12 protein-coding genes are annotated in these 18917 nt (G+C 71.2%); 6 read left to right on the top strand and 6 right to left on the bottom strand.

All coding sequences use genetic code 11. From position 1 onward, the window contains the following. Nucleotides 1-70: 70 nt before the first annotated feature. A complete protein-coding gene (locus tag ACIA6A_RS02280; RefSeq protein ID WP_396095564.1) occupies nucleotides 71-3568 on the top strand; it encodes a S8 family peptidase in 3498 nt (1165 codons plus the stop codon). On the opposite strand, the gene ACIA6A_RS02275 is transcribed toward ACIA6A_RS02280, so the two are convergent. After that, the gene (locus tag ACIA6A_RS02275) at nucleotides 3553-4551 is read right to left on the bottom strand and encodes a helix-turn-helix domain-containing protein (protein ID WP_396095563.1); all 999 of its coding nucleotides are present in this window, start codon (nucleotides 4549-4551) and stop codon (nucleotides 3553-3555) included. The genes ACIA6A_RS02280 and ACIA6A_RS02275 overlap by 16 nt on opposite strands. A gap of 323 nt (nucleotides 4552-4874) precedes the next feature. Here ACIA6A_RS02275 and ACIA6A_RS02270 point away from each other — a divergent pair, with 323 nt between their 5' ends. Further along, nucleotides 4875-5699, top strand: coding sequence for a hypothetical protein (locus tag ACIA6A_RS02270; RefSeq protein WP_396095562.1), 825 nt, complete (start codon nucleotides 4875-4877; stop codon nucleotides 5697-5699). Nucleotides 5700-5714: 15 nt separating this feature from the next. Here ACIA6A_RS02270 and ACIA6A_RS02265 read toward each other — a convergent pair whose 3' ends face one another. Continuing rightward, nucleotides 5715-6272: a hypothetical protein gene (locus tag ACIA6A_RS02265; protein WP_396095560.1), complete on the bottom strand. Its 558-nt coding sequence runs from the start codon at nucleotides 6270-6272 to the stop codon at nucleotides 5715-5717. A gap of 114 nt (nucleotides 6273-6386) precedes the next feature. On the opposite strand from ACIA6A_RS02265, the gene ACIA6A_RS02260 reads away from it, so the two are divergent. Beyond that, on the top strand, nucleotides 6387-6872 hold the full coding sequence (locus ACIA6A_RS02260; RefSeq protein ID WP_396095559.1) for a hypothetical protein: 486 nt from the start codon (nucleotides 6387-6389) through the stop codon (nucleotides 6870-6872). A gap of 85 nt (nucleotides 6873-6957) precedes the next feature. On the opposite strand, the gene ACIA6A_RS02255 is transcribed toward ACIA6A_RS02260, so the two are convergent. The 3 genes from ACIA6A_RS02255 to ACIA6A_RS02245 form a co-directional block, all read right to left on the bottom strand. Further along, nucleotides 6958-7650: a hypothetical protein gene (locus ACIA6A_RS02255; protein ID WP_396095558.1), complete on the bottom strand. Its 693-nt coding sequence runs from the start codon at nucleotides 7648-7650 to the stop codon at nucleotides 6958-6960. A gap of 82 nt (nucleotides 7651-7732) precedes the next feature. Beyond that, complete coding sequence (locus ACIA6A_RS02250) at nucleotides 7733-9370, bottom strand: diguanylate cyclase (RefSeq protein ID WP_396095557.1); 1638 nt, start codon at nucleotides 9368-9370, stop codon at nucleotides 7733-7735. A gap of 55 nt (nucleotides 9371-9425) precedes the next feature. Further along, nucleotides 9426-10628 (bottom strand): glycoside hydrolase family 3 N-terminal domain-containing protein, encoded by a 1203-nt coding sequence (locus tag ACIA6A_RS02245; RefSeq protein ID WP_396095556.1) that lies wholly within the window; start codon nucleotides 10626-10628, stop codon nucleotides 9426-9428. A 118-nt stretch (nucleotides 10629-10746) separates the two neighbouring features. On the opposite strand from ACIA6A_RS02245, the gene ACIA6A_RS02240 reads away from it, so the two are divergent. From ACIA6A_RS02240 to ACIA6A_RS02230, 3 genes are all read left to right on the top strand, one after another. Next, nucleotides 10747-12912 (top strand): IPT/TIG domain-containing protein, encoded by a 2166-nt coding sequence (locus ACIA6A_RS02240; RefSeq protein WP_396095555.1) that lies wholly within the window; start codon nucleotides 10747-10749, stop codon nucleotides 12910-12912. 76 nt (nucleotides 12913-12988) lie between these two features. Beyond that, nucleotides 12989-15367 (top strand): hypothetical protein, encoded by a 2379-nt coding sequence (locus tag ACIA6A_RS02235; protein ID WP_396095554.1) that lies wholly within the window; start codon nucleotides 12989-12991, stop codon nucleotides 15365-15367. A gap of 294 nt (nucleotides 15368-15661) precedes the next feature. Continuing rightward, nucleotides 15662-16717, top strand: coding sequence for an ATP-binding protein (locus tag ACIA6A_RS02230; RefSeq protein WP_396095553.1), 1056 nt, complete (start codon nucleotides 15662-15664; stop codon nucleotides 16715-16717). Between the two features lie 48 nt (nucleotides 16718-16765). Here ACIA6A_RS02230 and ACIA6A_RS02225 read toward each other — a convergent pair whose 3' ends face one another. Continuing rightward, entirely contained in the window at nucleotides 16766-18889 is a 2124-nt protein-coding gene (locus tag ACIA6A_RS02225; protein WP_396095552.1) for an MMPL family transporter, read from the bottom strand. Nucleotides 18890-18917: the final 28 nt, after the last annotated feature.

Raw genomic sequence — 18917 nt, 5'->3', positions numbered from 1 at the left:
TGAAGAAACATTGCCGTAAATATTGGGCCCTGATGATGCGTGCAGCACCTAAACGCATTAAGGAGCCCCCATGCTCGGTCGTCTGCTCGCCGGCGCCCTGATCGGAGCCGTGGCGATACCGGCCCCGGCCGCCGCGGCGCCATCCCCCGCCGCGGCGCCCACCCCCGTCGTGGACCAGAACCCGGGGAAGGTCCAGACCCTCACGCTGGTCACCGGCGACACCGTCCAGCTCACCCCGGCCGCCGCCGGGAAGTACGCCGCCACGGTCACCCCGGCCGCCGGCCGCACCGGGATCACGTTCCACACGTTCGAGTCGGACGGTGGCCTGCGGGTCGTTCCCTCGGATGCCATCGCGCTGATCGAGGCGGGGCGGGTCGACGCCGACCTGTTCGACGTCGAGCGGTTGGTCGCGGACGGTTACGGCGATGCCGAGTCGGCGACGCTGCCGCTGATCATCCGGGGTGGTGGCGCGACGATGCGTACCGCCGGCACGTCGTTGACCAGCATCGGCGCCACCGCGATCAAGCCCGCGAAGGACACTCTCGCGGCGTTCTGGCAGGGCCAGGCGACGAGCGGGACCGCCCGTACGGCCGACGCCGCCACGATCTACCTCGACGGCAAGGTCAAGCCGGCGCTGGACCGCAGCACCGCCCAGATCGGGGCGCCGGCCGCATGGGCGGCGGGCCTCGACGGGCGCGGCGTCAAGGTCGCGGTGCTCGACACCGGTGTCGACGCCACCCACCCCGACCTGGCCGGCCGGATCGCCGGGACGGGCAACTTCAGCACCAGCCCGGACGTCGTCGACCGGTTCGGGCACGGCACCCACGTCGCGGCCACCGTCGCCGGCACCGGTGCGGCGTCCGGTGGCACCCGCAAGGGCGTCGCGTACGGCGCGCAGCTGCTCATCGGCAAGGTCCTCGGCGACGACGGCACCGGCTGGGAGTCCGACATCATCGCCGGCATGCAGTGGGCCGTGGACGGCGGCGCCAAGGTCGTCAACATGAGCCTCGGCGGTGGCGCGACCGACGGTCTCGACCCGATGAGCCTCGCGGTGAACGAGATCAGCGAGTCCAGCGGCGCGCTGTTCGTGATCGCCGCCGGCAACGAGGGCCAGGACTCGAGCGTCGGCACCCCGGGCGCGGCCACCGACGCGCTCACCGTCGGCGCGGTCGACCGGAACAACAACCTCGCGTCGTTCTCCAGCCGCGGCCCGCGCCTCGGCGACCTCGGCCTCAAGCCGGAGATCACCGCGCCCGGCGTGGACATCGTGGCCGCCCGCGCGGCCGGCACCACCATGGGCGACCCGGTGGACGCGCTGTACACCGCCGCGTCCGGCACCTCGATGGCGACGCCGCACGTCGCCGGGGCAGCCGCGATCCTCGCCCAGCAGCACCCGGACTGGACCGGCCAGAAGATCAAGGAAGCGCTGGTCAGCACCGCGAAGACCACCCCCGGTCTGTCCGTGTACGCGCAGGGCGCCGGCCGCGCCGACCTCGCTCGCGCCACCACCCAGCAGGTCACCGGCACCCCGGTCGCCGACTTCGCCCGGCACAGCCAGGGTGAGACGCCGTCGGTGCAGTCGAAGACCGTCACGTACACCAACGCGGGCCCGGCGCCGGTGACGCTGACCCTGCAGAAGCCCGCCGGCGTGACGTTGAGCGCGACGAGCGTGACCGTCCCGGCCAAGGGCACCGCCACGGTCACCGCCTCCATCGACTTCGCGACGATGACGCCGGGTCAGATCAACGGCTGGATCACCGCGACCGCCACCGGCGTCACGGTCACCACCGCGGTCGGCGCCAACCTGGACGGCCCGGTGCACACGGTCACCGTGAAGGCGGTCGACCCGTCCGGCGCCGAGGCCATCGTGCCGGCGTTCACGCTGATGGGCGACGACAGCCGCTTCGACCAGCTCGGCTGGATCCCGCTGGGCGGCAACACGTTCGAGGTGCAGGAGGGCGTCTACATGCTGGACGCCATCGTGGAGCACGGCGCCCCGGTCGACGAGCAGGTCACGTACTTCACGATCCCCGAGCTGAAGGTGGACAAGGACATCTCGGTGCTGGTCGACGCGCGCAAGGGCACGCCGATCACGATCGAGACGCCGCGCCCGGCCGAGCAGCAGTCGATCCTGAGCTACTACACGCACCGGGTCACCGGTTCGGGTCGTGGCATCGCCCACGGCGTCATGCACTTCAGCGCGGTCCAGCAGGTCAACGTGGTGCCGACGAAGAAGGTCACCGCGGGCAGCTTCGAGTTCTCGTCCCGCTGGCAGCTCGTCGCGCCCGCCGCGCAGACGAAGGTGCCGGGGATCAACGAGCCGATCGACGCCAACCTGTTCGGCACCTCACCGGCACCGGCCGGCACCCGGACCTACCCGCTGGTGAAATGGGGCACCAGGGACGTACGCGGCAAGGCCGTCCTGATCCCGGCGACCGACGAGGACGAGATGGACCAGATCGCGGCGGCGGCGAAGGCCGGCGCGGCGGTGGCCCTGCTGCTGCGTCCCGCCGACCGTTCCGCGTGGACGGTGTACAACCCGGCCGCCGAGGAACGCCTCCCGCTGATCTCGCTCGCGGTCGCCAACGACGACGGCCGCAAGCTGCTGAAGAAGGCACCCTCGCTGCTGACGCTCACGCTCACCCCCACGAGCCCCTACCTGTACGACGTGCAGCAGGTCTCGACGGGCCGGATCCCCGAGCGGGTCGTGCACACGGTGACCACGGCCAACACCCGGCGGATCACCTCGACGTACGCCGGCAACGGTGGCGCCGGGTTCGTCGCCGAGCAGCGTTTCGGCTGGCGGCCCTGGCAGGAGTACGCCTGGAACGATACGTCCCGTACGGTCAAGACGCCGTCGGTCCGCGAGGAATGGGTCTCGGCCGGCGACTCGCTCTGGCAGCACCGGGTCCACCACCTCCTGCCGTGGAACTCGTTCGGTTCGCTGCAGGGCGGGTTCGCGGGCCCGGTGACGAGCTACCGCTCCGGTACCAGCTCGGAGACCTGGGCCGCGCCGGTGGTCCGGCCGGCCGACCTCGGCTCCACCCGCACCGGCGACATCCTGCACTTCCGGATCGCGGAGTTCGTCGACAGCGACGGGCACTGGGAGTGGGCGGAGGGGCCCGACAACCCCACGGCGACGCTGTGGCGTGGCGGTAAGCAGCTCCCCGAGCTGACCGCCGCCTACCAGGACGTGACGACCACTCCCGGCTCGGCGAACTACAAGCTGCGGGTCACCACGGCTCGTACCGGCGTGGAGTGGAAGTACGGCGTCCGTACCGAAACGGAATGGACCTTCACCTCCAAGGCCGACGGCGACCTGCCGCTGCTCGGGGTCGACTACGCCGTACAGCCGCTCGGTGTGAAGCTCGGCTTCTCGGCCAAGCTGAAGTCGCTCGGCGTCGACGTCTCCACCGACGACGGCAAGAAGTGGAAGCGGGCGGTGACCGTCGGCACGACCGCGCTGATCGCTCCCGGCCGCACCCCGGTGTCGCTGCGGGTCACCGCGACCGACACCGCCGGCAACACCGTCACCCAGACCGTGATCCGCGCCTACGGGCGGGGCTGACGGGTCAGATCCGCCGGGGCTGACGCCAGCCAGCCCCGGCGGGCCGCCTGGAACGCCAGACCCGTCCGGGTGTCCACCCCGGCCAGGTCCATCAGCCGGTCGAGCCGGCGCTGGACGGTCCGCTTGCTCACCCCGAGGTGGGTGGCGATCGACTTGTCCGGCATCCCGGAGACGAACAGCGACAACAGCAACACCTCGGACTGCTGCAGCTCAGCGCGCGACGCCTCGTGACCCAGGGGCGTCGCGCGTTCCCAGTAGCTCTCGAACAGCGCGACCAGCGCATCCAGCAGCTCACTGGACCGGATCAGCGCGGCGGTCGGTTCCCCGAAACCCCGCGACTCGTCCGGCACGAGCGGACAGATCGCCAGGGACCGGTCGGCGATCGCCAGCCGTACGGGCAGTGCCGGCAGCGTGCGGGCCTCCTCGCCGGCGGCCGTCGACTCGAGGATGCTGTCCAGCTCACCCGGACGCTCCAGCAGCTCCCGCTCGTAGATGGCGCGATAGCGTACGCCCCGCCCGAGCGCGGAGTTCTCCTCGGCGTTCTCCGGACCGGCCATCGCCAGCGGGTTCGCCCGGCAGAACCAGAGGATCTCCTCCTTGGCGGTGTCCTGCATCTGGCGCAGCCGCTGCCGCAGCACGTTCGCCCCGACCACGATCTCGACCAGGTGCTCCGAGCTGCGCCGCCGGGTGTGGTTGCGGTAGTCCTCGCTCAGCTCGGCCACCGTCTGCCGGGCGTGCTCCAGCGACTGCTGGCGGCTCAGCAGCACGTCACCGAGCGCCACGTCCGGCGGCAGCGGGTGATAGACCGGCCCCGGCCCGGCGAGCCCCTTGGCCCGCAGCACCTCCAGGACCGCGGCGGCCTCGCCCGGCGTCATCGCGTCGTGCGCGGCGGCCAGCTCGCCGGCACCGGCCCCACCCAGCCGGACGAGCAGCCGGTACGCATGCTGCTCCGTCGCCGTCAGCACGCCCAAGTCAGGCTCCATGAGGCCAACTCTACGAACATTCCGCACCGATGATCGCATTCTCATCCATCGATCGAGCTGCGACGTTCACTGTGCGCATTCGGTCCATCACCAGGGGAGGCGTAGATGCCGACATCAGTACGGATAACGGTCTCAGCCATCCCGGCCGTGCTCTTGACCACGTTCGCGACCACCGGCGTGGCGACCGACCCCGGCCGTACCACGAACGAGGTACCCCGATAGCGGCCGGACCCGGGAAACCCACAGCTCACAGCGGGTTTTCCGGGCTCGGTCGACCTCGGCTCCCGGTGGCCGGGGCCCGCATCCGGTGACAGCATGTGTCAATGCCTCAAGGCCCCCGAGAGACACCACCCTGGTTCACCCCGGACGGCTTGCCACCCACCCCGCCGCGCCGCCGCCCGTCCCTCTCCGACCGCGCCTTCCCCCGCGAACGCCGCCGCCGTCCGCACCGGCTCCCGCTCCGGGTCCAGCTGCCCGACCGGCCGCAGCAGCACCGCGTCTCCGCATGGGCGGCGGCCCGCTGCGACGAGATCGCCGGTGACGTGGCCCGCGGCGGCCTGTGGCGCTTCACCGAGGTCGTGGCCGACGTCCTCTATCCGGGCCTGGGCGTCGCCGTCGCGGCCGCCCAGCGGGCCACGAAATGGGGGCCCCAGCTCGTGGGCCTCACCGACGAACGCGGCTCCGACGTGAAGATCGGCCTGGTCGGCTCCGACCACCTCGGACTGTGGACGGTCTTCCGCACCCGCCTGGACCAGTCCGACCCCGGCCCCCGCCCGGCCTGGTGCACCGACGTCCCGGCCGGCCCGCTGGGCGCGGAAGGGGTCCGCCGCGAGGCCACCGTCATCTCCGGCATCGAGGACGTCAAACCGGCCGACGTCGCCGCGCTGCTGCTGATCCCACCACCACCCGGCGCCGACACCCGCATCCTGACCCGCATCGACGTCCCCACCCGCTCCGGCGTCCTGGCCGTCGACGCCGGCGACGGCACCTGGCAACGCCGCCTCTTCTTCACGGTCGTGCACCCCCCGACCCGGGGCGACGGCCACCACGACCGCTACCGCGTGGTCTGCCCCACCTGCACCGGCCGCCGCCTCGCCCAGTTCCGCGGCTTCGACGTCTGCTCCGACTGCGGCCGCCTCGACCTCTGACGGGCCGGCCGCGGCTCAGGCACGAGCGTCGGGGTAGGTCATCTGGAGGGGGCCGGGGTCGATGTGGAGCAGGTGCAGGATGTCGTGGTGCCGGCGATCGGCCATCCGCTGCTCGATGGACAGGGCCTTGGTCAGTGCGGCCTCGTCGACCTCGGCGGTGGCCAGTGGCAGGAAGGCCGCCGGGTCGGCTCCGTAGGCGCCGGTCGGGAGCGTGGCTCCGGCGGGGTATTCGCGGCCGAGGAAGTCGACCAGGATCTCGTTGTCGTCGTCGTCCTGGAGGGTGTCCGCGAAGGACTGGTCGCTCAGGTAATCGTGGGCCCAGCGACCGTCGCGGAAGATGCCGACGGCCAGGACCTCGGAGTCGAACACGTCAAAGGTCGCCGACACCGACCCGCGGCTCAGCAGCAGGGCGAGGTCCCGGGTCTCGGCGTACCCGTCCTCGTCCCGCGGCACCACCGCCCAGCGGTCCGGGCCGGCCGGGAGCACGGCGGCGTCCTGGCCCGACTCGGTGATCGCCGCGCGCACGTCGGTGAGCGTGCCGGCGGCGAGGATTGTCTGATAGCTGCGGCCCATGCCGGGATCGTACGGTTGGGGCCGGCCGGGAAAACGGGGAGTTACATAGTGGCGCCCAGTAGCGACAATGTAACTATGAACGCGCCCTTCGCCGGAGTCCTTGTCCTTCCTCCGATGTCCGTCACCGGTCTCGAGTCCGTGGTCACCGGGCACGACGGCGTTCCGCTCGCGATCCTGCGCCACCGCAAGCGGATCTCCCGGTCCCGTTTCGAGATCCTCGATCCGACGGGCGCCACGCTGCTCGCCACCGGCGCGCAGGCCACGGTGTTCGGCACGAAGTACGAGCTGATGGGCCCGCAGTCGCAGTTCCTGATGCAGGTGAAGTTCGGCTGGAGCGGCGCCTCCGGGCGGGGCACGGTGTCGCTTCCGGACGGTCGCACGCTGGGCACCAAGGGCAGTCTGACCGGCCGGGACTTCGCGATCTTCGACGAGGCCGGCAGTCCGGTCGGGGCGCTGCGCACCACCAGCAAGCTGTTCACCCTGAAGCGGGCCGGTCTGGAGTTCGAGCTGAGTCTGCCGATGGTCACCGTCGTGCAGGCGATCGGCCTGGCGGAATTCCTGCGTACGGCCGCCGAGAACGTCACCGCAGCGGCGGCCTGACCTGCGGTTATTGTCGTCGGTATGCGATTTTCGGCGGACCTTCAGGCGACCGGCGGCTGGGGGAAGAAGGCCGTGACCCAGCTGGCTAGTCGACGCGCTTGAGCGTGGTGGCGACCAGTTTCGGCCAGTCGGCGGAGAACTGCGGGTTGGCCGAGGCGTCCGAGGTGCCGAGGCGGTAGATCGCGTACTGGTCGATGAGCACGACGTTGGAGCGGCTGAGGGCGACCACGGCGACGTCCGCGGTGGCCGGGTGGGCCTTGTCGTACTGCCGGTTGCGCAGGGTGACGAAGCCGGTCCAGTTCTCCTGGTCCAGCGGCTTGGTCGAGGCGGTCTCGGTGTACGCCGGCTCCTCGCGGTCCCCGGTCTTGGCCGGGCGTTCCACGCTGGGCGGGCAGTCGGCGGCGAGGGCGAGCAGCGTCGCGAGCGCGGTGGCGGCCTGATCCGCGTCCGGGTACACGAGGGCGTGCTGGGTCAGGCTCTGCACCCCCTTGGTCCCCTCGTCGGACAGCGGCGCGGAGACCATCTCGGGGCTGCCCGGGGCCTGGGCGGGCTCGGTGTCGGCGCCGCAGAGGCTGACGAGCTGGCCGGCCTCGGCCGACGCGGCCGGCGCCTGCCAGGTGGGCCCGATGTCGGCCGCGGTGAGCAGCGCGGCGCGCATGGAGTTGAGGCTGATCGGCGTCGTGTCCGGATCCGGCGATTCGTCCGAGGAACAACCCGCGAACGCGGCGACGGCGACGACGGCGACAGCACTGCGAAGGACCCGGCCAACCACAAGCATCCGGCCATGATGGCAGACGCGCGGCCGTAACCGTATGTGAGCACCGCAGCGTGCGGTTGCCGTCACGGAAGGTGAGCGGTGCTCAGTCGCCGACGACCCGGTTGCGGCCGGCCCGTTTGGCCTCGTACAACCGGCGGTCGGCGACGATCATCGCGCCCGGCAGGTCGTCCACGGCCGGGACGGCCGCCAGGCCGAAACTGATGGTCACCGCGAGGCCGGGCTGCAGCGCCTCCCACGGGTACGCCGCCACCTGCGCCCGCAGCACCTCGCAGCGGCCGAGGGCGTCGTGCGGGTCCAGCCCGTCGAGCCCGATCAGGAATTCCTCACCGCCGAGGCGGGCCACCAGGTCGTTGTCGCGGACGTTGTCGCGCAGGATCGCCGCGATCTGCCGCAGCACCTCGTCGCCGAGGAAGTGACCGAACCGGTCGTTGACGTTCTTGAACAGGTCGACGTCGGCGATCGCCACGCACATCGGGCCGCCGGTGGCCGCCATCTCCGGCAGCCGCAGCTCGGCGTGGCGGCGGTTGGGCAGCCCGGTCAGCGAGTCCTCGGTCGCCTGGCGCTGCCAGCTCAGCGTCGACGCCTCGAGCTCGGCGCTGCGGACCCGGGCCAGTTCGGCCTCGAGCCGGGCGTTGTCCAGCTCGAACTGGTGCACCGCCATCCGGGCCCGGGTGGCGGCGACGTCGTTGTGCGCGGCCCGCTCCAGCGTGTGGAAGGCCCGGTAGTGCATGAGGGCCGACGCGAAGTTGCCGATCTGTTCGTACGCCTCGGACAGCTCCCGGTGGATCTCCATCACCATCGGCGTCTCGCCGGCCTCCAGCGCCCGTTCCAGGGCCTCCAGCAGGCCCTCGATGGCGGCGAAGCACTCGCCGCGCATCAGCCGCACGTGGGCCTGGTGCTGCAGCGCGGCCGATTCCAGCGACCGGTACCCGTGGATCACCGCGATGGCCCGGGAGTCGTCGATCATCCGGTCGGCGTCCTCGAAGTCGCCGTCCAGGGCCCGCAGCATGCCGTAGTTGTCCAGGCAGATCGACTCGCGGAACGGGTGCTGGGCGGCGCGGGCCAGCCGCAACGCCTCGTCGACGTGGGCCAGCGCGTTGTCCAGGGTCGCCTGGGCGCCCGCGTGGTCGCCCGCGGCCCGCAGCTCCGGCACCTGGTAGACGGCGTTGTCGCCGAGGTTGTTCAGGATGCAGAACCGGGCCTCGGCGTCCATCCCCTCGGCCATGGTCAGCGCCCGCGCCAGGTATTCGGTGCTCTGCCGGCGGTCGCCCATGCTGCCGTGCACCACGCCGGTGCGGTTGTGCACCCAGTAGAGCAGGTCCCGGTCGCCGAGCCGCTGGGCGATCTCCCGGCCCCGGGCCAGCACCCCGAGCGCCTCCTCGTGCAGGCCGAGCTCGTTGAGTGGCATCGCCTGCACGGTCAGGATCCCGCAGAGGCCGGCCTCGTCGTGCAGCTCCTCCAGCACCGCGACGGCTTCCTGGCACACGGTGACCGCGGCCTCCTGCTCGCCGAGGCGGATCAGCTGGTTGGCCATCGAGCGCAGCGCCTCGGCCCGCCCGGCGCCGTCCCCGCTGCTCCGGGCGAGTGCGGCGGCCTGCCGGGCGAGGTCGGACCCGGCCCGGTAGTCACCCCGGAGCCGGGCCTCCTCGGCCTGCGCCAGCAGTGCCGCCACCTGGACACCGGCCGGTGTCGGCGTCGAGGCGAGGCTGATGGCGGTCATGGTGGCACTATCGCCGGGTGGGCGCCCGATCCAAGTGAAAACCGCCACCGCGACCTCAGCGGCCGCAGCTGAGCAGGCCGGCCCGGTCCTTGGCGGTCAGGACGTTGCGGGCCGCGTCGGTGACCCGGGTGTCGAACGCCGGCGACCTGCGGGCCTCGGCGATCAGGCCGGCCGCCATCGGTTCGGCGTCCTGGGGGCGGATCGTCAGGGCCAGGTCGCCGCCGGCGGCCACGAAGCGCACCGCACGTTCGCCGACCGGCACGATGGCGGCCGCGTCGGCCGCGCCGAGGTCGTCCGAGACGACCATGCCCCGGAAGCCGAGCTTCCCGCGGAGCAGCCCGGTCACGATCGGCTCCGAGTACGCGGCGATCGTCTTGCGGTCCAGCTGCGGGTACCGGGCCGACGACATCATCACCGCCGCCGAGCCCGCCTCGATGCCCGCGGCGAACGGTTCCAGGTACGGATCGTCGGCGCTCGCCTGCCCGTCGACCACGTCACGGGACACGTCGGTGTTGGCGCGCACCCGGCCCAGCCCGGGGAAGTGCTTGAGCACGGTCAGCACGCCCGCGTCCTGCGACGCCGGCACGGCCGTGGTGATGGCCGCCGCGACCTTCGCCGGATCCGAGCCGTACTGCCGGCGGAACGCCCCGATCGGCGGGTTGGCGGCGCCCACCTCCACCGGCACGGTGTCCGCGACCGGAGCGAGGTTGAGGGTGATACCGATGGCGTCCAGACGGCGCGCGCTGTCGCGTACGGCATCGTGCAGTTCGGTCTGGGATCGTGCTCCGAGCTTCTGCGCCGACGGCAGAAGAGGGAAGTCCCTGCCCTTGAGCGTCTGCACGCTGCCGCCTTCCTGATCGAGCGAGACCAGTGGCGGGAGATCACCGTTGGCCCTGGTCAGGGTCGCGATGTCGGCGCGCAGGGCGGTGGCCGTGCGGGTGCTGCGCCCGGCGAGGAAGACCCCACCCAGATGCAGACGCTGGACGGTACGGGCGAGAGGTCGCGGCGCGTCGACCGGCGTACCGATCATCAGCAGCTGCCCGGCGCGCTCCTCCAGCGAGAGGCCCCCGAGGATCTGGCTGACGCAGTCCGCAGCCGGTGCGGAAGCCGAGGCCGAGGTGATCACCGGAGAAGGCGCGGCGGAAGAAGAAGGTGCCGACGCCGTCGGAGGGGTTTCGGTGCGGGTCGTGCAGGCGGCGAGCCCGCCGGCCAGGGTCACGGCGAGAGTCGCGGCCAGCGCGCGAGGTCGGTTCCACACCGCCGCCACGCTAGCCGGTCGAAGCTCAAGATCGCGCGGCGGCCGGTTTTTCGCTCAGCACCGCGATCAGGGCGCCGATGGGGGGTGCCTTGCACAGAATGTTAGGAAAGGACTACGGATGCGCCTGACGCCCCGAGCGCTGACCCGGAGCCGGCTGCTGCTGGCCGCGGTGGTCATGACAGTGCTGCCCGTCGCGCTTCCCGCGGCTGCCGTCCAGGCCGCCCCGCCGCGCACGAAGTCCTACCCGCACGCGGTCGGCGGGCTGCTGCCCAGCACCGGCCGGACCGTGGCCCGCAGCACCGGCGTCCGCGCGCTGGAGGTGCTGCCCGCCGGCGTCGACCTGCGCGAATACGCCCCGGCCGTCGGCGACCAGGGCCAGATCGGCGCCTGTGTGGCCTGGAGCATCGGTTACAGCATCATGGGCTACTGGTCGAACCGCACCCAGGGTGCCGGAGCGCCGTACGCCCCGCTCTACCTGTACATGCGCAACGTCGCCAAGGGTGGCGCCCCGACCGCGGGCCTGGTCGCCGACTGGGTGCTGGCGAACGCGCAGTCCGCCGGCATCGACACCCAGGACGACTACTGGCAGGGCACCACGAACTACAAGGACGCCCCGACCGCGGCGCAGATCGAGAACGCCAAGAACTACAAGGTCAGCGCGTTCTCCCGGCTGTTCAACGGCAACAACCAGGGCACCGGCGCGCAGACCGCGATCATGCAGGCGCTCGCCTCGGGCAGCCCGGTCGCCATGGGCATGCCGGTCTACCAGGACTTCATGTACCTGCGCTCGCACAACCTGTACACCACGACATCGGGCAACAACCTGGGCGGCCACATGGTCGCCGTCTACGGCTACGACTCGCAGGGCGTGTTCATCCGCAACTCGTGGGGCCCGAACTGGGGCAACGGCGGCGACGCCAAGATCTCGTGGGGCTTTGTCACCAAGCAGGCCACCAGCGCGTTCGCGGTCAACGGCATCACCACCCCGGCCCAGCCGGTGGCGCTGAAGCCGACCGTGGCGGCACTGTCCACCACCAAGGCGGCGCGCGGCACGTCGGTCACCATCACCGGATCCGGGCTGTCCAGCGTGACGTCGGTGCGGTTCGGCGACACGGAAGCGACGTTCCAGCCCACCATCGTGGGCGGGGTCACCAAGCTCGTCGCGGTCGCCCCGGCCCGGCCGGTCGGCGCGGTCGACATCACCGTCACGAACCCGACCGGCACCAGCGTGACCGGTACGGCCAGCAAGTTCACGTACGTCCCGCCGGCCCCGGGCCTCACCTCGCTGAGCCCGGCCGGCGTCACCACCCTCGGTGGACAGACGATCACGGTGACCGGCACCGACCTGACCGGCGTCTCCAGCGTCAAGATCGGCACCCTGACCGCGCCGGCCACGAAGGTCACCGCGACCTCGCTGACGTTCGTCGCCCCGGCCACCAAGGCCGGCACCTACCCGGTGACGGTCACCAACTCCTGGGGGACCAGCAACCCGGCCGGCACCCTCACGTACGCGCTCCCGCCGGCCCCGGTCGTCACGTCGGTCTCCCCGGCGACCGGCCTCACGTACAAGGCGACGCCGGTCGTGCTCACCGGCACCGACTTCGCCGGCGCCACCAAGGTGACACTCGACGGCAGGTCGCTGGGCTTCACCAAGGTCTCCGCGACGCAGCTGAGCCTGACCCTCCCGGCGCACGCCGCCGGAGCCGCGAACCTCCAGGTCACCACGCCGGGCGGGGTGGGCACGACGACCTCCTTCACGTACGTGGCGCCGCCCGCCCCGGTGGTCACCGCGATCGCCCCGGACAACGGGCTCACCTACGTCCGGACGCCCGTCGTGGTCACCGGCACGGGCTTCACGGACTCGACCAAGGTGCTGGTGGCCGGCGTCGTCACCCCGTACACGAAGGTGTCGGACACCCAGCTGAAGCTGACCCTCCCGGTCCGCGCCGCGGGCCCGGCCGACATCCAGGTCGTCACCCCCGGTGGCACCTCGGCGGCCGGAGCGCCCGCCCGGTTCACCTACGTCGCGCCGCCGGTCCCGGTCATCACGTCGCTGAGCGTGGCGAACGGCTCGGCCAAGGCCTCGACGCCGGTGACGATCACCGGCACCGGCCTCACCGGGGTGACGAAGGTGCTGCTCGGCACCACGACGCTGGGATTCACGAAGATCGGTGACAACCAGCTCAAGGTGACGATCCCGCCCCGGCCGGCCGGCACCAGCGCCGACCTCACCGTGGTCACCCCCGGCGGCACGAGCGCGGGGAGCGCGTTCACCTTCAGTTGACGCGGTGGAGTACGCCACAACCACTGCGGAACGACCGTCGGCCGCCGACTGCACTCGTAACCCTCTCGGAGATCTGATGCGCCTGCCTCTCACCGCCCGTACGCGGATGGCCCTCGTGGTCGCCGCCGTGGCGCTGCCGGCCGCCCTGGCAACACTGGCGGCACCCGCCAGTGCGGCCACCGCCGCCGCGACGGTCGACGTCCCCGCGTACACGTTGGCGTCGACCGTGAGCCCCGCCCCGCTGACCGCGTCCGCCTGTGCGGCCGACGCGACCTGCGTGGTGGCGCCCGCCGCCAAGGGGGGAACGGCGGACGACTCCACCGCACTGCAGCAGGCGATCACCACCGCGGCCACGAAGACCCGCCCGGCGGTCGTGGCGGCCGACGGCACGGTCACCACCGCGGCGATCACCGCGACCGTACGGGTGCCGGCGGGCACGTACCGGCTCACCAAGGGCCTGAACGTCCCGGTGAACGTCAACGTGCGCGGCGCCGGGATCAACGCCACCATGCTGGTCGTCGACCCGACCGTGAACTGGAAGAACTTCAGCTACGGCTTCCTGCTGCGGCGCAGCGACACCAAGGAGGCCGGCAGCTCGAACCTGATCTCCGACCTCGCGCTCAACGGCAACTGCCGCACCGGCGCGGGCGCGTTCGATCAGTCGACGCTCCCCGGCAAGCCTGGCCGGCCGTGTGACTTCCTCGCCACCACCGGGGCCGGCCCGAACACCGGCGGCGGTGTCTCGGTGGGTGACCGGTGGACCGTACGCCAGGTGCGCTTCACCAACTTCGAGTACTTCAAGGTCTGGGTGCACGGTTCGACCGGGGCGCGCATCGTCGACAACCGGTTCGACAACCGGGGCGGCGCCGAGTCCGACGGCGAGGACAACATCGGTGGCGGTGGCCGCAACGCGAACACCGTGATCGAGAACAACCAGTTCGACGCGACCGCCAACGGCAACAGCTTCGACTTCACCAACGCCATCGGTACGGTCGTGCGCACCAACGTGGTCTTCACGACGCCCGAGGTCGCGGCGGCCCGCGGGGTGCTGGAATACAGCAACATGTACTTCGAGGCCGTGATCGGCGCGACGGTGACCGGGAACACGCTGCGCGGCGCGCACATCGTGCTGAAGTCCAACGAGGGCTACGGGCACACCGGCCCCAACAAGGACATCACCAACCCGCGGGACACCCTGGTCGCGAACAACACGATCCTCGACTCCGCGACGGTCGGCATCGGCATCGGGTACTCCGACTACACCGACGCGGACGGCACCGCCGGCACCCCGGGCGGCTGGAACGACAGCAGCACCGACGCCGGCGACCACGTGGTCCGGCTCGGCGGCAACAACATCATCCGCGACAACGTCATCGAGCGGTCCCGGGAAACCGCGATCCTCGTCTACGGCAGCGCGGCCACCAAGAACGCCGGCGACGTCATCACCGGCAACCGGATCCTCAACGCCGGCTTCGGTGGCTCCACCGCGTACAACACGGGCGCGGGCCGCTTCGACACCGCCGGCATCGGCGTGGGCGTCGGCACCGGCGACGCCGTCTACGGCAACTCGATCACCGACAACCAGGACGAACCCACCACGTGGTACGGCGTCCAGGTCGGCGCCCGCAAGTCGCCCGGCCCGTCGCGCATCATCCTGACCGGCCCGAACGGCGAGACCAACACGACCTCCGGCATCATCGGCGCGGCCGTGCGCACCGGCGTCGCCGCCCCCGAGGCGCCGACCGCGCTCGAAGCCACCACCAGCAAGACCCTGACCTGGGAAGAGTCGTACGCCATGGCGGACAACCCGGTCGCCGGTTACCGTGTTTTCGCGGGCGGCGAACAGATCGCGGATCTCCCGGTCGGCAGCACCGCCATCCCCGCCAACCTGCTCGACGCCGACGCCTCGAGCCTGGAATCCGCGGCCGGAGTCTCGGCCTGGACCGCGGGCTCGGGAACCACGCTCGCCCGCTCCACCACGACCGGTGCGGTCGGCGGATCCTCGCTGGCCCTCACCGCCACCGCGGACGGCCAGATCAGTGCGTACGGCAAGAAGTCGCCGGTCACGGCCGGCACGACGTACACCTCGGTCTCGTCGTTCCAGGCCGGCACCGCCGGTCGCCGGGTCCGCGCGGGCCTGGCCTTCACCGACGCCAACGGCAAGGTCACCCGCCTCGCGTCGAGCAACAAGGCCACCGTGGACACCACCGACGGCTGGGTGACCGGCTCGTACTCCGCCGTCGCGCCGTCCGGCGCCGTTTCCGTGCAGGCTTTTCTGATGGTCGAAGGCGCATCCGCGGGAGAAACTCACTACCTCGACCGCATGGGGCTCGTCTCCGGGACCGCGACGGAACAGTTCACGTCGTCCTCGGTCCTCGCGGGCTCGTACCAGGTTGTCGCTTACCGTGTCGGCTCTTTCGATTTCTCTGCCGTCACCAGCGTCGCTGTCTCCTGATATTTTTTTATTTCTTTGTGCCCGCTGGGGCCCGCTCTTCAGTTCTTCCTTACATCACTAATACTGCCGAACGAAGGTCAAGCGAACCTCTGGACCGGCTCCGGTGACCCGCAAGGTCTCCGGAGCCGGTTTTTTGCTGCCTCCCGATCCTGAGCCTGCGTTCGACAGGCTGGGAGTTGTGCGTTTGGACGACTGGGCAGTGTGCGTTTGGACGACTAGAAGGTTGGCGTTTGGTAGAGTAGTGGACTGGCAGCCGACCCTTCCGTTCTGACGCGCCTGCCCGGGCCGGTACTGGTGGATGAATGGCAGCGGCTGCCAGAGGTCTGGGACCACGTCCGGCACGCCGTTGACGCCGGTTCCCCGCCGGGCCACTTCATCATCGCCGGCAGCTCGGCGCCCCGGGGAGCGGTGATCCACTCGGGCGCCGGCCGGATCGTCCCCATGCGGATGCGCCCGCTGAGCATGGCGGAGCGAGGCGTCGAGACGCCGACCGTGAGCCTGGCCGCCCTTCTGGCCGGCAACCGTGACATCGACGGCACCACCGGACTGCGCCTGACCGACTACGTCGAGGAGATCACCGCATCGGGCTTTCCTGCGATCCGGAGCCTGCCGCCTCGCGTCCGCAGGGCCGAGCTGGACGCGTACGTGGACAACGTCGTGCAGCGGGAGTTCCCGGAACAGGGCTACCCGGTCCGCCGCCCGGCCGTGCTGCGTGCCTGGCTCGCCGCCTACGCTGCCGCGACATCGACAACCACGACCTACTCGAAGATCCTCGATGCCGCTACCGCGGGGCTTGCCAACAGGCCGGCCAAGGACACCACTCTCGCTTACCGCGACGCACTGTCATCTCTGTGGCTGCTCGACGAGGTGCCACCGTGGATCCCCGGCCGGAATCACCTGGACCGGCTCGGCCAATCCGCCAAGCACCACCTCGCCGATCCGGCATTGGCGGCGCGACTGCTCGGGCTCGATGACGCGGCGCTGCTCCGTGCCGAGCAGGGCAGTACCAACTTGTCCGAGGGCACGATTCTCGGTGCCCTCTTCGAGCATCTCGTGGCGCTCAGCATCCATACCTATGCCGAGGCGGCCGAGGCCCGGACCAGTCACCTGCGAACCCGCAACAACGTTCATGAAGTGGACCTGATGGTCCAGCACGCGGACGGCAGAGTCGTGGGTGTCGAGGTCAAGCTGGCCGACCGCGTCGAGGACGCCGACGTCAAACACCTGCACTGGTTGCGTGACAGGATTGGTGATGACTTGATCGATGCCATCGTCGTCTATGCGGGGGAGCGCGCCTACCGCAGGCGCGACGATGTCGCCGTCGTCCCATTGGCGTTACTCGGCCCATGACGCGGGAGCCCACGCGACGCGTGGGCTCCCGGGGCGGTGGCCGGGTGGTCAGACCGGGACCGGTTCGCGGTCGGTGGGAGCGGGCTCGGCCGGGGCCGCCGGGCCCTCGATGGAGAGTTTGGGCGTGATCGCGGCCAGCCCTCGGGGGTAATACCAGTTGGCCCGGCCGAGCAGCGTCATCAGCGCGGGGATCAGCGCGAGGCGGACCACGAACGCGTCGACGAAGACCGCGATGGCCAGGCCGATGCCAATCATGGAGACGATGCGTTCGCCGCTGAAGCCGAACGAGGCGAAGACGCAGAGCATGATGGTCGCGGCCGCGGCCACCACCTTGGTGGTCTCGGTGAGGCCGACCCGGATCGCGCGGGCGTTGTCGCGGGTGTGGGCCCATTCCTCGTGCATGCGGCTGACCAGGAAGACCTGGTAGTCCATGGAGAGGCCGAACATGATGCCGACGATCAGGACCGGGATGAGGTACATGACCGGGGCCCCGGAACCGACCCGGAGCAGCTCGGTGGCCCAGCCGAACTGGAACAGGGCGGTGACCGCGCCCATGCCGACCAGGATGGTGGCGATGTTGCTGATCGCTCCGACCAGCGGCACGAGCAGGCTGCGGAACGCGACCGCGAGCAGCAGGAAGCCGAGCAGTGCGATCAGGCCGAGGTACAACGGGAGTTTGCTGAGCAGGGCCTCGGACAGGTCGATGCCCGTCGCGGTGGTGCCGCCGACATAGACCTCCAGGCCGGAGGCGGGGATGACCTTCTCGCGCAGGGTGTGCACCAGCTCGGTGGTCTCCTCGGCCTGGGCGCTGGTGGCGGGGGTGACGGTCACGACGGCGACCGGCTGACCGGCGGTGACCGGGGTGGCGACGACCCTGCTGACGTCCGGCACCGAGGACAGCTCCTCGACCAGGTCGTCGAAGGCGGCTTTGTCCGGGTTGCGGGCGACCAGCAGCAGTGACGCGTCGAAGCCGGCGCCGAAGCCTTCGGCCATCATCTCGTAGTAGGCCCGGGTCGGGGAGCCGTCCGGGTCACTGCTGGCGTCCGCGTCGCCGACCCGCAGGCTCAGTACCGGCAGGGCGAGCAGCACGATGACGAGACCGGCGGCTCCGGCGACACGCAGCGGGGCGCGCTGCACGAGCCGGGCCCAGCGGGCAGCCGGACCATTCGCCGCGGCGTCGTCACCGGCGGACCCAACGACGGCGGACCGGGGCAGCACCCTCCGGCCGAGGATCGCGAGCAGGGCCGGCAGCAGGGTCACCGCGGCCAGCACCGTCACCAGGACGGTGACCGCGGCGGCCTGGGCCATGCCGGTGAGGATGCCGAGGTCGACGACGTACATGCCGAGCAGGGCGACGATCACAGTGGCGCCGGCGAAGACGACCGCCCGGCCGGAGGTGTTCAGCGCCTGGCCGATGCCGTCCGGCACGGTGGAGCCGGCGAGCATGGCCTTGCGGTGCCGGTTGACGATGAACAGCGCGTAGTCGATGCCGACGCCGAGGCCGATCAGCGCACCCATGGTGAGGCTGGTCGCGGACAGGTTCACCACGTGGGCGCCCAGCACCACGATCAGCAGGGAGGTGCCGACGCCGACGACTCCGGTCAGGATCGGGAGCACCGCGCCCCAGGCCGAGCGGAACATCAGTGCCAGGATCACCAGCGCGGCGATCAGGCCGATCGCCTCCGGGCCGTGCGAGCCGCCGGGCTGTTCGGTGAAGGCCGGTCCGCCGGTGGTCACGGTCAGTGTGTCGCCGGCCAGCCGCTCCGCGACTGCCACGACCGGGTCGGTCTCGGCGTTCCTGTCCAGGACCACTGTCGCGTACGCCGTACCCGTCGCGTTGTTGATCTGTTGCGTCCCGGCGGCGCTGTAGGGGCTGACGACCGCCTCGACCCCCGGCATGGTCGCGATCTCGTCGAGGGCCGCCGTGACGGACGACCGCACCGCCGCGCCGCGGAGGTCGCCGGCGTGCCAGGCGATCGTGCCGGTGGTGGTGTCACCGGTCCGGCCCAGCAGGCTGTAGGCCGTCGCGGATTCGCTGTCCGGCAGTGTCGTGTCGTCGGTGAACGCGGTGCCGAGGCCGATCGCGAGGACGACCAGGGCGACGAGGGCGGTGATCCAGCCGCCGAGGACGGCGAACCGCCACCGGGTGCAGATACGGGCGAGAGTGGTCATGCGTCGAGCCTGGTCGAGCGGCCGTTCC

Origin of the sequence: Actinoplanes sp. NPDC051494, from assembly GCF_044454705.1 — a bacterium.
Lineage (GTDB): Bacteria > Actinomycetota > Actinomycetes > Mycobacteriales > Micromonosporaceae > Actinoplanes.
The sequence above is the reverse complement of the archived record's forward strand: the minus strand, read 5'-3'. Positions and strand labels throughout refer to the sequence as shown.

What these genes read in the sequence shown, in the direction of transcription:
- ACIA6A_RS02280 (WP_396095564.1), top strand. Translation starts at nt 71, where the DNA reads ATGCTCGGTCGTCTGCTCGCCGGCGCCCTGATCGGAGCCGTGGCGATA.
- ACIA6A_RS02275 (WP_396095563.1), bottom strand. Translation starts at nt 4,551, where the DNA reads ATGGAGCCTGACTTGGGCGTGCTGACGGCGACGGAGCAGCATGCGTAC.
- ACIA6A_RS02270 (WP_396095562.1), top strand. Translation starts at nt 4,875, where the DNA reads ATGCCTCAAGGCCCCCGAGAGACACCACCCTGGTTCACCCCGGACGGC.
- ACIA6A_RS02265 (WP_396095560.1), bottom strand. Translation starts at nt 6,272, where the DNA reads ATGGGCCGCAGCTATCAGACAATCCTCGCCGCCGGCACGCTCACCGAC.
- ACIA6A_RS02260 (WP_396095559.1), top strand. Translation starts at nt 6,387, where the DNA reads ATGTCCGTCACCGGTCTCGAGTCCGTGGTCACCGGGCACGACGGCGTT.
- ACIA6A_RS02255 (WP_396095558.1), bottom strand. Translation starts at nt 7,650, where the DNA reads ATGCTTGTGGTTGGCCGGGTCCTTCGCAGTGCTGTCGCCGTCGTCGCC.
- ACIA6A_RS02250 (WP_396095557.1), bottom strand. Translation starts at nt 9,370, where the DNA reads ATGACCGCCATCAGCCTCGCCTCGACGCCGACACCGGCCGGTGTCCAG.
- ACIA6A_RS02240 (WP_396095555.1), top strand. Translation starts at nt 10,747, where the DNA reads ATGCGCCTGACGCCCCGAGCGCTGACCCGGAGCCGGCTGCTGCTGGCC.
- ACIA6A_RS02235 (WP_396095554.1), top strand. Translation starts at nt 12,989, where the DNA reads ATGCGCCTGCCTCTCACCGCCCGTACGCGGATGGCCCTCGTGGTCGCC.
- ACIA6A_RS02225 (WP_396095552.1), bottom strand. Translation starts at nt 18,889, where the DNA reads ATGACCACTCTCGCCCGTATCTGCACCCGGTGGCGGTTCGCCGTCCTC.